We start from the raw sequence: 13896 nt of genomic DNA, 5'->3' as shown, positions 1-13896 counted from the left end.
ACGCAGCTAAACTTCAGTTCGGTTGGCCATTCCGCAGAATGCGGGGTTGTTCTTAGGCGTTTGCACAACCTCGACTTTCCCGGAGTGCTTCCAGCACTCGTGAAGGTGTCATGGGCAGTTGCTCCAACCTGGCGCCCGTAACGGCCAGCGCGTCCTGGATCGCAAGCGCGACGCATGCGACAGCACCTTGGACAGGCCCTTCGGCCATTCCCTTGATACCGTTCGGCGTGTTCGGATTTTTTGTCTCCACATGCTCGACTTCGATCATCGGCACGGTGTCCATGGTCGGGACCAGATAGTCCGCCAGCGTCGAGGTAATGTTGGTGCCCTGTTCGTCGTAGTGGATTTCCTCCAGCAGCACCTGGCCGATACCCAAGGCAACGCCGCCATGGACCTGGCCATCGACGATCATGGGATTGATCAGCGTTCCGGCATCCTCAAGCACCCGGTATTTGCTTATCTCCACGCCACCGGTACCCGGATCAACCTCCACCTGGCAAAGGTGCGTCGCATTGGAAAACGTCATGAACGGCGGGTCGTAAGTGCGATGGATTTCGAGGCCGGGCAGCATTCCCTCCGGCAGGCTCGTCGGATCGTTATAGGCAATGCGGGCGACCTCGGCCAACGGCAAGGATACCCCGGGGTTGTCCGTCGCAATGATGATGCCCTTGACGATACGAAGGCTTTCGACGGGCCGCTGCAACAGGTGCGCGGCGATCTTAAGCACCTTCTCCCGCAGATCCATGGCAGCCAGATAGGCAACCCCGTGTCCTGCCGCCGCACCGCGTGAGCCGCGCGAGCCCATGCCATAGGGCGCGATGTGCGTATCGCCCAACCGGACATCGACGTTGGCGGGATCGCTGCCGAGCGCTTCGGCCACCACCTGCGCTACCGATGTCTCGTAGCCCTGGCCGGTCCCCACGATGCCGGCCATGACGTTGATCGTACCCGTAGGCTCGAGCTTAACCGTCGCAGCCTCGTGGCCGCTGCCGTCGTCGCCCGATGCCTTGTACCATGCCGAACCATAGGTTGTGGGCTCAACGACGCTGGCGATTCCCAGGCCAATGAGACGCCCTTCCCTGCTGGCGCGCTTCTGTGCGTCACGGAACGCCTGGATGTCGAACTCGGCCAGTGTCTGGTCGAACCCTTCGCGCAGCGTCAGCGCCTCGTACAAATAGCCGGGGGCCGACTGGTAAGGCTGGTCGTCGAGAGTAATCATGTTCTTGCGCCTGACCTCGTAGGGGTCGAGACCAAGCTCTTCGGCAACCCGGTGCATCATCCCGTCGGTCGCCCAGGTCACTATAGCCATGGGCGCGCGCAGCGTGCCGGCCGGGCACTTGTTCGTCAGGGCGACGTTGATGGTGTACTCGTAGTTGTCGATCTTGTAGGCGCCCAGCAGTAGCCAGCCGACAACATGGATGATGTAGCTTGGCGGATAGAATGCGTAGGCGCCGAAGTCCGCCCATAGATCCGCCCTGACACCGAGAATGGTGCCGTCGTTCTTGACGGCAACCTCGACCGAAACAGCGTCATCGCGCGCATGATTGGACGCAGTCAGGTTCTCGAGCCGGTCCTCCACCCACTTGATCGGCCGCTTGAGGCGCATAGCCATCGCCGATACCGTGAACTCCTCGCGAAACAGTGGAAGCTTCAGGCCAAAGCCGCCACCGACGTCGGGCGAGATGACCCGCACCTTGTTCTCCGACAGGCTAAGCCGGGAAGCGAGTGTGGTCCGCAGGATGTGGGCGGTTTGCGCCGCACCGTAGTATGTCAACTCCTCCCGGCCGTCGTCCCATACCGCGACCACCGATCGCGTCTCGATTGGAACGTGGGTCAGACGCTGCGTCCTGAAATCCGCCTTTACGACGCGATCGGCTGCGGCGAACGCCGCTTCGATGTCACCGTAGCTGCGGCTCTCGCGCGTGTGCATGTTGGACGGCAACTTGTCGTCCACCAGTGGCATGCCGGCGTCGTCCGCATGATACATGTCGAGCACCGGAGGCAGAACCTCCCAGTCCACCTCCACGAGGTCGACGCCGTCTTCCGCGACATAGCGGTCGACCGCCACCACGCACGCGACAGGGTCGCCGGCAAAGCGCGCCTTGTCCACCGGCAGGGCGTCCATCTCCATCGGCGGAGCGCCTTCCTGGCGGCACACGAACGGCGTCGTGAATTCCGCCAGTTCGCGCCCCGTGATGACCGCCACCACGCCCGGCAGCGCGAGGGCGGCCGTGGCATCGATCGACTTGATGCGAGCGTGGCCGTAGGGGCTGCGAACGAAGGCGGCATGCAACATGCCGGGAATGACGATGTCGTCGGTATAGCAACCCTTGCCCCGAACGAACCGGCGATCTTCCTTGCGCGGCACGTTCTGGCCGATGAACTTCTCTTCCTGCGGGGCAGAACCCATGGCAGTCCCGGTCGTGGAATTTGTCATTCCCCACCTCCTTCGGCACGCTGGCCATCCACTTCGGCAGCCGCCTGAACCACCGCTCGGACGATATTCGTGTAGCCCGTGCAACGGCACACCGAGCCGGAGAGATGCTCGCGCACCTCGTCTTCGCTCAACGGTTCGGACGTGTCGCGCTGCTCGAGATAGGCAATCGAGTTGATGACGAAGCCTGGCGTGCAGAACCCGCACTGAAGCGCATGGTTCTCATGAAAGGCGCGCTGCACGGGATGGAGCGACCCATCGGGCGAAGAGATGCCTTCGATGGTGGTGATGGTGCGGCCATCAGCCTGGACCGCAAACATCAGGCAGGAACGAGCCGGCCTGTTGTCGATGAGGACGGTGCAGGCGCCGCATACGCCCTGCTCGCAGCCGACATGCGTGCCGGTCAGCACAAGATCTTCGCGCAAGAAGTCGCAAAGCAGCTTTCGGTCCGGCACGGAGCCGGTCACCTTCTGCCCGTTGACCACCATGTTCACCACTGTGGTGTTGGCGTTGCTCATCGGTTTCCTCCCTGCGCGATTGCAGCCGCCCGTTCGCATGCGACAGGCAAGGTCCGCCTGACCAGCGTCCTTGCGATGTCCCGGCGATCCGCCACCGTCGCGCGGCCATCGATCATGGGTTCGATCTCATCGGCAATCGCGTCGGCGATCCGGTTGGTGGTGGCGTCATCGGCCCGTTCTCCGGCCAGTTGGCCGGCAATCGTCGAAAGCACCGGCCGATCCGAAACGCCGCACAGGCCGATCCGCGCCGCTTCGTAGCGACCGTCCCTCAGCCGGACGACGACAGCGACACCGGCGACGCAGAAATCGCCCTTGCGGCGCGAGAACTCCGTGAATGCGGAACCGCCGCGGTTGGCTTCGAGCGGAAAGGCAAGGCTGGTCAGGATTTCGTCTTCGGCAAGTTCCGTTTCCAGCGCCGAATGGAAAAACTCATCCGCCTTGACGGTACGGGTTCCCCTTACGCTGGAGAGCGTCATCTCGGCATCGAGCATCAGAGCCGCCAACGGAAATTCCGCGGTCGGGTCCGCCAGCGCTACCGATCCGCCAATGGTGCCGCGCTCGCGGATGGGGATATGGGCGATGTTCGACGCCATCTCACGCAGAAGCGGAGCAACGCGGCGCACCAAAGGGCTTTTCTCGATCGTCCGATGCGTCGTCGTCGCACCGACGACCAGGTGCGTATCGGTGAGCTCTATCCCTGACAGCGCGTCCAGGTACCGCAGATCGACCAGGTGGTCGGGCCGTACGACGCGTAAATTCATCATCGGGATAAGGCTTTGCCCACCGGCAGTTACGCGGACATCTCCTTCGAGTTCGTCAAGCAGGCTCACCGCCTGGTCGAGGCTCCTCGGAGCATGATAGACGAAAGGCACGGGCTTCATTGGTTTCCCTCGCTCGTTGCTGGGTACGACGATTGCCTGACCGTCATTTCGACGACCCTTCCGCGAGGCCGCGGATCATGTAGCGCCATACAGGGACAATGACGATCAGCGCCGGCAGGACGCCGAGAATGATGCCGGCGCAGGTCAGCCCCAGCGACACGTCGGGATTGACGGAAACGCTTGCCATCGTCACGGGCATTGTCCGTACGCTCTGGTTGGTGGCCAACAGCAATCCGAACAGGAATTCGCAGTAGGACAGCATGAAGGCGAACAGCCCTGCCCCGACGATGGAAGGCGCGGCGACGGGAACGACGATCCGGACCAGAATCTGCAAAGGGTTGAGACCGTCGACCTGCGCGGCCTCCTCGATCGAGCGATCGATCTGGCGAAAGGCGACGCACAGGATGAGGATGACGAACGGCAGCGTCAGACCGACATACATGATGACGAGAGACGTCAGCGTGTTCGTCAACCTGAACATCTGCATCAGTTCATAATAGGGGATCGCCACCGCGACGAGCGGGATCAGGCGGGTTCCAAGGATGAAGTTCAGCACGATACCCTTGCCGCCGATGCGCATTTTCACCAGCGCATAGGCAGCCGGGGCGGCCAGCAACAGGTCGAAGATCATGACCAGGAAAGCCACGATCACGCTATGCAGCATGGCTGTGGGCAGGAAACGGATTTCCTGGCTCACCATGCTCATCGTTCTCTGGCCGGCTTCCACTTCATATTGCGCCGGAAGCTTGCCCGTGAGGATGTAGATATAATTGTCAATGTTGAAGCCACTGGTGAACCAGCGTGCCGGTTGGGAAACAATCGCCTTGTCCGGGGTCAGGCTTGCCAGCAGAGTCACCAGGAAAGGCGTGAGGACGAAAACAAGCAGCAGGGCAAGCCACAGATAGCGGGCCGTCGATTCCAATCGCTCTTGAAGCCTAGTCAACATCGCTTAGGGCTCCCTTCGGCAAAAGGCGCAGAATCCCGATGATGAAGACGATCGAGACCAGCGCGATGATCGTGGCGAGAGCCGCCCCCTGTCCGATATTCAGGTTGGTGAAAGAAATCGACCAGGTGAAATAGCTGATGACGGAGGTGGCGGTACCGGGGCCGCCTGCAGTCATCGTGTAGACGATGTCATAGGCAGTGAGCCCCATCAGGCTGTTATAAAGCGCGACGATCACCACCGACGTACGGATATGCGGAAACGTCACGTAGCGATAAAGCTGGAAGCTGTTGGCTCCGTCCAGGCGCGCGGCCTCGTACTGTTCCTCGGGGATGTTTTGAAGCGCCGCCAGGATCAGAATAATCGACAGGGGTAGCAGCGACCACGTCTGGGCGATGCAGGCCGCAAGCATAGCGAGGCCAGGCTTGCTCAGCCAGTATACATAGGCGTCTATCAAGCCCAAGGCATGCAGGATCGTATTGATCGCTCCGTAGTTGTTGTTGAACATCCAACGCCAGATGACGCCCGCGATAACGCCGGGGACTGCCCAGGGAAGCAGCACCAGTGGCTTTACCACCGAACTGCCGCGGAAAGAGGAATTGAGGGCCGACGCCGAAATCATGGCCATTACCGTGGTCAGCAGCACGGTGATGGTGGTGAACTGAAGCGTCACCCGCCACGCGGTCAGGAACGCGCCACTCTCCATCACCGCACGATAGTTATCGAATCCGATGAACTTTGGCGGCAACAACGGCGAGGTTTGCCTGAAGCTTGAATAGATCGCCCGTGCGAGCGGCACTACGGACAAGGCCCCGATTACCAACAGGGCCGGGAGCAGCAAAGACCACCCCCATCGAGCTTCGTAATTGGGTGCCGGACGGGCGCGCTCAAGGCGCACCTGTCCGTCGCCCGATCGCTTCAGCGAAACGGTCATGGAAATTCCAGGCTATTGATACTGTTGCTTCAGTTCACGGGCCTTGTCGGCAGAAGCCTTCATGGCTTCCTCGACGCTGACTTCGCCGGCGAACGCCTTGGACAACTCGCGAAGCATGGTATCGCCCCATATGCCGGTCCATTTGGCTTCCCGCTTGGTCTGCGCAAGCTCCTGCTGCTCCTTGAGCATCGGAACGTTGACCCAACTGGAGAAGGCCTGCACCACCTCCGGATCGTCGAACAGCGGCCGCACGCCAAAACCGAGGCCGCGATTGATGGCCCACTTCTTGGGAACGTTGAAGGTGCCATCCGGCGCCCCGCCCATGGCCTCGACGAACTTGCCCGCCGCGGCGGCAACGGCATCGCCGCGCGCGGCCGCCATCGAGGTGATGCTGTAGAAGCGAACGTAACCCAGCGTCGCGCCTTTCGAACCGGGCATCTTGAGCAGTTCGAACTGCCCGGCCAAGGGCTGGCCCTTGTTGTTCATCGCGGCGAGATTGTAGTTGTACATGCATGTGAACACATGCTGGCCGCTGTTCATGGAGCGCACGGCGTCATTCTCGGCCGGCGAGGTAGCGGCAAGCTCCTGCTTGATCGTATCGGCCATGAACTGCGCCTGCTGGAAAGCGGGGCTGTTCGGGTCCTCGAAGATCGGATTCATATCGGCGTCGAAGACCTCGTCGCCGCGCGACATCGACATCGCGATGAATTCGTCAAGGCTGCTCGGATTGACCTGGGAGAACTCCCAAAGGATCGGGCTGCGCAAACCCTTCTTCTGCATGGAGAGCGACATCTCCATCACTTCGTCCCAACTCGTCGGGGCGCGGTCGACCCCATACTGCTTCGCGACCGTAGGATTCCAGATGAAGGAAGCTATGTCGGCGTAGTACGGCAGGCCATAGGGTTCGTTATTGAAAGTCAGCCCGGAAAGCGCGTAAGGAATGATCTTGTCGCGATACTTTTCGAAGTCCAGGTACTTGGAAACAGGAACCACCCAACCGGCTGCAACGAACTCGGCGAGCCAGGAGCCATTATTATAGAGAACATCCGTCGGCGTGCTCGTAGCCAGTCGCTGGACCATGGTGGCCTTGTAGGTATCCCACGGATAATCCTGCAGCTTGACCGACATGCCCGCGTTGGCATCCTGCCACGCCTTGACGTTCGCTTCGACCTCGTCGACCGCATAGGTCCAGACAGCGAAGTCGAGATCCACGGCGTCGCTGGCGAAGGCCGGGCTCCGGCCGGCATAGAGCGCCGCCAGGCCGCCGGCGCCAACGAGGCCCGAGTAGCGCAGGAATTCGCGCCGGGATACGTCCCAGGCGCCCAAAGGTATTTTCGTAACCATGCCAATTCTCCTCCCTTTTTTGGCCGCACAAAGGAGGAGAGCGAGCGGCTACGTCAGTGCCACCTCCTCTAGCAACAGCGCTTTGATGCCTCTAGTCTGCTGTGATCCTCCACGAAAAACCGTATAGACCAATTCATCGAATGTCAATATGATGAAGATAATTTCATTAAAGTGTACGCCGGTGGGCGTTTATTTGGAAAGGCTCACTGGAGCGTGATGGGACAAGACAGCGGAAAATCGACTCAATCCAGCATCGAGGCCAACCTGATAAGCAAGGTCGGCTCGATCATTTCGCGCGAGAGGAAGCAGCGTCAGATGACGATTGCCGAACTCGCAGGCAAAGCAGGCATTTCCAGCGGCCTGCTCAGCCAGCTTGAACGCGGCCTGGGAAACCCTTCGATCGAAACCCTGTCGCAACTGGCGCGCACGCTCTCGATCCCGATCGGTACTTTTTTCGAGACGGCCAGCACGCCGCCGGGCGAGGTCATCCACCCGCATACGCGCCGACGCCTGATGCTCGAGGACACCGGCATGACCTATCAGTTGCTTGTGCCGGATATGCAGGGATCGCTCTCGATGCTCTATATCGAGTTGCCGCCCGGGTTCTCGAACGTCAACGCACCGTTCAACCATCATGGCGAAGAGGTCGTATTCGTGTTGTCCGGATCGATAGAAATTCATATCGGCGATCGCGAATGGATCCTTGCACCCGGAGATTCCATTCGGTTCCATTCGACGGTCGACCATTGGTACAGGACCTTTGACGAGCGCGTCGTGGTCATCACGGCGCAGAGCCCGCCGTCGTTCTAAGCGGCGGCGCCTTGCTTTCCTGCCGGCGGACCACGTAGGTGAGTCCCTATTGCGCCGGCATGCGTGCTTCGACGAGTTCGACCCACCAACTGCATCCTGCGGGAATGGCGTCGTCGCAAAAATCATAGTCGGAACTGTGCACCACGGCTGAATCGCCATTACCGATCAGGATGTAGGCGCCAGGACGCTCCTGAAGCATGAACGCAAAATCCTCGCCCCACATCACCAATGGCGCTTCGGCACAATGGCCCGCTACCTTGGTTGCGGCCTTGGCAGCGAATGCGGTTTCACTGGCCGAATTTACCATCGCTGGATAATTGCGCCGATATTCCACGTTTATCGTTGCCTGGAACGCCAGGGCTACACCCTTGGCGATCGTCAGGAGCCGGTCCTCCGCAAGATCGCGCACTGCCGCATCCAGCGTGCGCACGGTCCCCTTCAGCCAGACCTTTTCAGGAATGACGTTGTGAGCATCCGTATCCGTGTGGAATGACGTTACGGAAACCACTACTTCACGCACCGGATCGACATTGCGGCTGGCGATGGATTGCAGCGCCGTGACCAGATGCGAGGCCACGACAGTGGCATCGATCGTTTCGTGCGGGTTGGCCGCATGCCCGCCCCTGCCGGCAACATCGATGGAAAACAGGTCGGTGGCAGCGAAAAACGGCCCCGAGCGAATGGCAAACTGGCCCGGCGGCATCCCCGGCCAGTTATGCATTCCGTAGACCTCCTGGATCCCGAACCGTTGCATCATCCCGTCTTCGATCATTTCACGGCCGCCGCCGCCATTTTCCTCGGCAGGCTGAAAAATTACGGCCACGGTCCCGTTAAAGTTACGTGTTTCGGCAAGGTACTTCGCGGCTCCAAGCAGCATTGCCGTGTGCCCGTCATGGCCGCAGGCATGCATAGCTCCGGGAGTTTTGGAGGCGTATTCAAGCCCGGTGGTTTCATGGATAGGAAGGGCATCCATATCGGCTCGCAAACCTACGGTGCGCCCTGAGTTGGAGTTGCGGCCGACGATCAAACCCACCACGCCAGTGCGTCCGATGCCTTCCACGACTTCGTCGCATCCGAACTCCCGCAACCGAGCGGCGACCAGTCCAGCAGTCCGATGTGTGTCGAAAAGAATTTCCGGATGTGCATGCAGGTCGCGTCGCCATGCGATGATTTCGGGCAGCAGTTCCGAAAAGCGATTCTTTACCGGCATTCAGGTCCCTCCAGAGGCTCATCAAAATAATGAACAACAATTCATTATAGCAAAAATTCCAGTTGGCCATCAACCTCCAGATGGGTCGCGGCGGGCCCGATTTATTGATCAGAGCAAGAGATGACGGCGGCTACGATGCTGCCAATGGCCAAGAGGAAGGCTGACGGTGTCGTAGACGTGCGGGAACGTGTGACATGAACTCGATAGAACGCAGAAATCACGTTCGCTGTTTGAGGCACTCGGGCAGACATCTCTCGGATGAGACGGACGGATCGAGGCCTATCCGCTTCGACCATGGTGTCGGCCGTGCCGATCACGACGTGATCGACCCGCTCGGGCAAGCTCGTAAGGTCGGGATAGCAGGTGAGGCCATGAACCGAGCTTCTGTTCGGATTGACCGGGTAGAGCCTGCCCTGGTAGCCGTCGGCAGCAGCCGAAAGGATCATGGTGCTGCCCGGCGTATCCGGTCGCTCCGAGGCACCGACGAAGGCGATTGATTGCGGTTCAAGCAGCGGATCAAGCCTGTGACGGGGCGCAATGGGTACATCGCGGTCTGCGACCGTGACACTCGCCGACATCTGCTCCTCCCAAGCCGATTTGGTTCGCTATTGCGGCTTGGAGGTTAGAGAGGCAACCGCCCCGCGAGAAGGCCCTATAGAGTCAGGAGGGGCATGACATGGATTCATGCCCATGCCATGATCGACAACTCTTTTCGGGAGATTGGCTCATGCAACTGCGCAAGCTGCTGCCCTCGACAGGCGCCCTGTTCATGTTCGAGGCTTCTGCAAGACACCTCAATTTTACCGCCGCCGGGCGGGAGTTCAACGTATCGCAATCGGCGGTCAGCCACATGATAGGACGGTTTGAGGCGCATCTTGGCATCAAGCTGTTCCTGCGAAGCCCCCAGGGCCTGCAACTTACCGAAGAAGGACAAGTCCTGGCGCGCGCCGTCAGCCACAGCTTTCAGGAGGTCGAGACCGTCCTGCGCACTTTCTATGCGAAGAAACGAGATACCGGGGTCGTCACGATTTCAGTATCCTCGGCGTTCGCAATGTATTGGTTCATGCCGCGCTTCGACGCTTTTCGTCAGCAATTTCCGGAAATAGACCTGCGTTTCCAGGTCATCCACGGCGAACCGATCGGGCCTTGCGAAGGGGTGGACCTCGGCATCCGCTACAACCCCAACCCCGGCCCGGCAAGCCACAATTGGAAGCTGACTAACGAGGTCGTGATACCCGTGTGCAGCCCAAGCTATCTCGAAACGCATGGTAGCCTGGACCTGTGCGAGGATCTTGGCCATCACACGCTGGCGAACCTGACGGGAGCCTTGCGAGTTCCATGGCAGAGGTATCTCAGGGAAGCGGGTTATCCCAATGACAATATCGGGCAGAATCTGGTCTTCTCGGACTACGCGCTGGTCGTCCAGGCGGCGATCAAAGGCCAGGCCATCGCACTCGGCTGGTGGCATGTGGTCGCGCACGAATTGAACCAGCGGGGCCTTGTAAGGGCGGCCAGCCGACAATTGGAAACCGGAGACAACTATTACATCAGCGCCCCTGAGGATCGTCCGCTACGAAAACCCGCGGCCTTGGTGCGCGACTGGCTGATCGACGAGATGGCGGGGATGAAAAGGATTTAGGTCAGGGCTGGAAGTTTCCCTCCTTCAAAACAGATACCTAGGCACCATCGGGCGCATCAGCGCAAATCCGGCCCAACCTAATTATTGTGGCGTGAGTGGCAGCGATGACAGTTTCGGGCAAGCTTGTCATAGCCGGTGATTTTCCGAGCACCCATTGATGTCGCACCCAAAACCGAGGCACCTAGCTCGCACACAGAGCGTCGAAGTCCGGTCGAAACTCGTCGTTTCCCCAGCCAATCCCTGACCATCGCAATGGTTTTTCGGCGCCCGCGGGAGCCGCTTGCAGGCTGACCGACGTTTGCGGCCTCGGCTTGGTAGCCGCCGCGCCGCATCCCGGCATCGCCCTCGCCTGTTGCCGCGTGTCTTGTTTTGGGCCCAAATCTCACGCAAACAGGGCCAGCATCAGCAGGAAGGGTCTCCCATGAGCGTACTCGTCACGGGTGGCGCCGGTTACATCGGCAGCCATATGGTATGGGAATTGTGCGACGCCGGGGAACAGGTCGTGGTCGTCGACCGGCTGTCGACGGGCTTCGACTGGGCGGTGGCGCCCGAGGCCCATCTCGTCGTCGGCGACATCGCCGACCGCCCGCTGCTCGAATCGACCATCCGCGAGCACAAAGTCGATTCGATCATCCATTTCGCCGGGTCGATCGTCGTTCCCGAATCGGTCGCCGATCCGCTCGGCTATTACGAGAACAACACCTGCAAGAGCCGGACCCTGATCGAAACCGCGATCCGGCTCGGCGTGCGCAACTTCATCTTCTCCTCGACCGCGGCGGTCTACGGCGGAGCCGGCATCGAGCCGGTGCGCGAACAAGCGCCGCTCACGCCGGAATCGCCCTATGGCCGCTCGAAGCTGATGACCGAGTGGATGTTGCAGGACGCCGGCGCCGCCAATCCGGACTTCCATTATACGGCGCTGCGCTACTTCAACGTCGCCGGTGCCGATCCGAAAGGGCGCACCGGCCAGTCAACGAAGGGGGCGACGCACCTGATCAAGGTCGCCTGCGAAACCGCCCTCGGCAAGCGAGCGCAACTGGAGGTCTTCGGCACCGACTACCCGACGCCGGACGGCACCTGCGTGCGCGACTACATCCATGTCAGCGACCTCGCGGCCGCCCACCGCCTGGCGCTGGAGCGGCTGCGCGCCGGCGGCTCCAGCCTGGTGGCGAATTGCGGCTACGGCCACGGCTATTCGGTGCTTGAGGTCATCGACAGCGTGCGCCGCATGCATGGCGCGGACCTCAACGTCAGGATGGGCGGGCGGCGCGCCGGCGACCCACCGTCCATCGTCGCCAATTCGCAACTGGCGCAGCGCGAACTGGGCTGGGTGCCGGCCCGCGCCGATCTGGACCTGATCGTGGCCGACGCGCTACGATGGGAGGATGCGCTGTCACGCCGCAACGCGACGTGACGGCTGCAACGGCGGGCGGAAGATGACACAAGGGGCTGCTGAATGAAATTCGGCACGAGCGGCCTGCGCGGGCTGGCAACGGACCTCCTGGGGCCGCAAACGGCGCTTTACACCCGGGCCTTCGCCGCACGGCTGTTCGAGACGCACGCCGCGCGACCGGACGATACGGTCTTTGTCGGGCGCGACCTGCGCGACAGCAGCCCGCAGATCGCCTCGCTGTGCGCCAAAGCCCTGACGGCTGACGGCCTCAACGTCGTCGATTGCGGCGAGTTGCCGACCCCCGCGCTGGCCGGCTTCGCGCTGGCTCACCAATCGGCGGCGCTGATGGTGACCGGCTCCCATATCCCCGCCGACCGCAACGGCATCAAGTTCTTCCTGGCCGACGGCGAGATCGGCAAGGCCGACGAGGCCGCCATCACCGCCTGGGTCGAGGCGGGCGCCGCCGAAAAGCCGGCCGGCACCGGCACGGTCGCCGACAGGCATGAAGAAGCCCTCGACTGGTACCGCCGGCGCGGCCGGGCCATGGCCACCGAGGGGGCCCTTTCCGGCATGCGGGTCGGCGTCTACGAGCACAGTTCGGTGGCGCGCGATTTCCTGCGCGAGATGCTGCAATCCCTCGGCGCGACCGTGATTTCGCTCGGGCGCACGGATCATTTCGTCGCCGTCGACACGGAAGCCGTACCGCAGGAGACGATCGCCACCTTCGGCGCCTGGGCCGCGACGCACCGGCTCGACGCCATCGTCTCGACCGACGGCGACGGCGACCGGCCGCTGATCGCCGACGAGACCGGCGCGCAGTTGCGCGGCGACATCATCGGACTGATTACCGCGCGCATGGTGGGCGCCACCGTCGTCGTCACCCCTGTCACCTCCAATTCCGGCATCCATGCCGGCCTCGGCTTTGAGGTGCTGCGCACCAGGGTCGGTTCGCCTTTCGTGATCGAGGCGATGCAGGCGGCAGCGGGCAGCGGCGGCACCATCACCGGCTTCGAAGCCAATGGCGGCTTCCTGCTCGGCTCCTCCTTCGACCATGGCGGCATCCGCGGCACGGCGCTGCCGACGCGCGACGCCCTGCTTCCCATTCTTGCCGTGCTGCAATCGGCGCGGCGCGAGGGCTTAAGCCTGTCCACGCTTTCGGCACGCTGGGCGTTGCCTGTCTGCGTCAGCGACCGGCTGGAAGATTTCGCGGTCGAGCGGTCGCGGGCGCTGATGGCGCATCTTAGCGCCAGCGAGGATGCTCTCGGACATTTCCTGTCACCGATCGGCACACTCGCCACGATCGACCGCACCGACGGCCTGCGGGCAACGCTCTCCTCGGGCGAGATCGTGCATCTGCGCCCCTCCGGCAACGCACCCGAAATGCGCTGCTACACCGAGGCGGCGACGGCCGGGCGCGCGCAGACCCTGAACGCCGAGGCGCTCGACCTCGTGCGGCACTGGCAGGCCTGAGCTAGCGCCTGCCAGGTCGCGAAAGCAGCGGAAAGGGAACGGTCACGCTCCCTTGCCGAGCGCCACGCCACGGCCGATCGCCGAATAGACGAGGCCGTGCTTCTGCACTTCCGCCGGGTCATACAGATTGCGGCCGTCGATGACGAAGGGACGGGCGAGCGTCTGCTTGAGCCAGCCGAAATCGACGACGCGGAACTGCTTCCATTCCGTGCAGATCACCAGCGCGTCGGCTTCTTCCACCGCCGCTTCCGGGCTGGCGCACAGGACGAAATCCGGCCGCTCGCCATAGATGCGCCGCGCCTCGTCCATCGCTTTGGGGT

The 13896-nt window shown here is 61.9% G+C and carries 13 protein-coding genes; 4 read left to right on the top strand and 9 right to left on the bottom strand.

All coding sequences use genetic code 11. From position 1 onward, the window contains the following. Positions 1-52 precede the first annotated feature (52 nt). Genes ACFOHJ_RS22165 through ACFOHJ_RS22140 form a run of 6 tightly spaced genes read right to left on the bottom strand, consistent with a single transcriptional unit; the run spans position 53 to position 7054 of the window. Entirely contained in the window at positions 53-2437 is a 2385-nt protein-coding gene (locus ACFOHJ_RS22165; protein WP_378224915.1) for a xanthine dehydrogenase family protein molybdopterin-binding subunit, read from the bottom strand. Beyond that, positions 2434-2952: a (2Fe-2S)-binding protein gene (locus ACFOHJ_RS22160; RefSeq protein WP_378224912.1), complete on the bottom strand. Its 519-nt coding sequence runs from the start codon at positions 2950-2952 to the stop codon at positions 2434-2436. Before ACFOHJ_RS22160 ends, ACFOHJ_RS22165 begins: the two co-directional genes overlap by 4 nt. After that, positions 2949-3833, bottom strand: a complete 885-nt coding sequence (locus ACFOHJ_RS22155; protein ID WP_378224910.1) for an FAD binding domain-containing protein — start codon at positions 3831-3833, stop codon at positions 2949-2951. Before ACFOHJ_RS22155 ends, ACFOHJ_RS22160 begins: the two co-directional genes overlap by 4 nt. A gap of 43 nt (positions 3834-3876) precedes the next feature. Further along, positions 3877-4779 (bottom strand): carbohydrate ABC transporter permease, encoded by a 903-nt coding sequence (locus tag ACFOHJ_RS22150; RefSeq protein ID WP_378224908.1) that lies wholly within the window; start codon positions 4777-4779, stop codon positions 3877-3879. Next, the gene (locus ACFOHJ_RS22145; RefSeq protein ID WP_378224906.1) at positions 4769-5710 is read right to left on the bottom strand and encodes a carbohydrate ABC transporter permease; all 942 of its coding nucleotides are present in this window, start codon (positions 5708-5710) and stop codon (positions 4769-4771) included. The genes ACFOHJ_RS22150 and ACFOHJ_RS22145 overlap by 11 nt, the downstream gene beginning before the upstream one ends. Positions 5711-5722: 12 nt before the next feature. Then, positions 5723-7054 carry an ABC transporter substrate-binding protein gene (locus tag ACFOHJ_RS22140; RefSeq protein WP_378224903.1) on the bottom strand — a complete coding sequence of 444 codons (1332 nt, stop codon included), beginning with the start codon at positions 7052-7054 and terminating at the stop codon, positions 5723-5725. 216 nt (positions 7055-7270) lie between these two features. On the opposite strand from ACFOHJ_RS22140, the gene ACFOHJ_RS22135 reads away from it, so the two are divergent. Next, a complete protein-coding gene (locus ACFOHJ_RS22135) occupies positions 7271-7864 on the top strand; it encodes a helix-turn-helix domain-containing protein (protein ID WP_378224900.1) in 594 nt (197 codons plus the stop codon). Between the two features lie 46 nt (positions 7865-7910). Here ACFOHJ_RS22135 and ACFOHJ_RS22130 read toward each other — a convergent pair whose 3' ends face one another. Then, positions 7911-9074, bottom strand: a complete 1164-nt coding sequence (locus ACFOHJ_RS22130; RefSeq protein WP_378224898.1) for a M20 aminoacylase family protein — start codon at positions 9072-9074, stop codon at positions 7911-7913. Between the two features lie 101 nt (positions 9075-9175). Next, positions 9176-9652, bottom strand: a complete 477-nt coding sequence (locus tag ACFOHJ_RS22125) for a CoA-binding protein (protein WP_378224896.1) — start codon at positions 9650-9652, stop codon at positions 9176-9178. 149 nt (positions 9653-9801) lie between these two features. Between ACFOHJ_RS22125 and ACFOHJ_RS22120 the strand changes: the two genes are divergently transcribed. From ACFOHJ_RS22120 to ACFOHJ_RS22110, 3 genes are all read left to right on the top strand, one after another. Further along, on the top strand, positions 9802-10713 hold the full coding sequence (locus ACFOHJ_RS22120; protein WP_378224895.1) for a LysR substrate-binding domain-containing protein: 912 nt from the start codon (positions 9802-9804) through the stop codon (positions 10711-10713). A gap of 421 nt (positions 10714-11134) precedes the next feature. Beyond that, positions 11135-12127, top strand: coding sequence for a UDP-glucose 4-epimerase GalE (gene galE, locus ACFOHJ_RS22115; protein ID WP_378224893.1), 993 nt, complete (start codon positions 11135-11137; stop codon positions 12125-12127). Positions 12128-12169: 42 nt separating this feature from the next. Next, positions 12170-13576: a phosphomannomutase gene (locus tag ACFOHJ_RS22110; protein ID WP_378224892.1), complete on the top strand. Its 1407-nt coding sequence runs from the start codon at positions 12170-12172 to the stop codon at positions 13574-13576. A 42-nt stretch (positions 13577-13618) separates the two neighbouring features. Here the strand turns inward: ACFOHJ_RS22110 and ACFOHJ_RS22105 are convergent. Beyond that, positions 13619-13896 (bottom strand): UDP binding domain-containing protein (locus ACFOHJ_RS22105; RefSeq protein ID WP_378224890.1); only part of this gene is annotated, 278 nt, incomplete at its 5' end.

Origin of the sequence: Aquamicrobium soli (assembly GCF_042646345.1) — a bacterium.
GTDB classification, from domain to species: domain Bacteria; phylum Pseudomonadota; class Alphaproteobacteria; order Rhizobiales; family Rhizobiaceae; genus Mesorhizobium; species Mesorhizobium soli_A.
The sequence above is the reverse complement of the archived record's forward strand: the minus strand, read 5'-3'. Positions and strand labels throughout refer to the sequence as shown.

Coding starts and splice junctions, on each gene's coding strand:
- ACFOHJ_RS22165 (WP_378224915.1), bottom strand. CDS start 2,437: ATGACAAATTCCACGACCGGGACTGCCATGGGTTCTGCCCCGCAGGAA.
- ACFOHJ_RS22160 (WP_378224912.1), bottom strand. CDS start 2,952: ATGAGCAACGCCAACACCACAGTGGTGAACATGGTGGTCAACGGGCAG.
- ACFOHJ_RS22155 (WP_378224910.1), bottom strand. CDS start 3,833: ATGAAGCCCGTGCCTTTCGTCTATCATGCTCCGAGGAGCCTCGACCAG.
- ACFOHJ_RS22150 (WP_378224908.1), bottom strand. CDS start 4,779: ATGTTGACTAGGCTTCAAGAGCGATTGGAATCGACGGCCCGCTATCTG.
- ACFOHJ_RS22145 (WP_378224906.1), bottom strand. CDS start 5,710: ATGACCGTTTCGCTGAAGCGATCGGGCGACGGACAGGTGCGCCTTGAG.
- ACFOHJ_RS22140 (WP_378224903.1), bottom strand. CDS start 7,054: ATGGTTACGAAAATACCTTTGGGCGCCTGGGACGTATCCCGGCGCGAA.
- ACFOHJ_RS22135 (WP_378224900.1), top strand. CDS start 7,271: ATGGGACAAGACAGCGGAAAATCGACTCAATCCAGCATCGAGGCCAAC.
- ACFOHJ_RS22130 (WP_378224898.1), bottom strand. CDS start 9,074: ATGCCGGTAAAGAATCGCTTTTCGGAACTGCTGCCCGAAATCATCGCA.
- ACFOHJ_RS22125 (WP_378224896.1), bottom strand. CDS start 9,652: ATGTCGGCGAGTGTCACGGTCGCAGACCGCGATGTACCCATTGCGCCC.
- ACFOHJ_RS22120 (WP_378224895.1), top strand. CDS start 9,802: ATGCAACTGCGCAAGCTGCTGCCCTCGACAGGCGCCCTGTTCATGTTC.
- galE (WP_378224893.1), top strand. CDS start 11,135: ATGAGCGTACTCGTCACGGGTGGCGCCGGTTACATCGGCAGCCATATG.
- ACFOHJ_RS22110 (WP_378224892.1), top strand. CDS start 12,170: ATGAAATTCGGCACGAGCGGCCTGCGCGGGCTGGCAACGGACCTCCTG.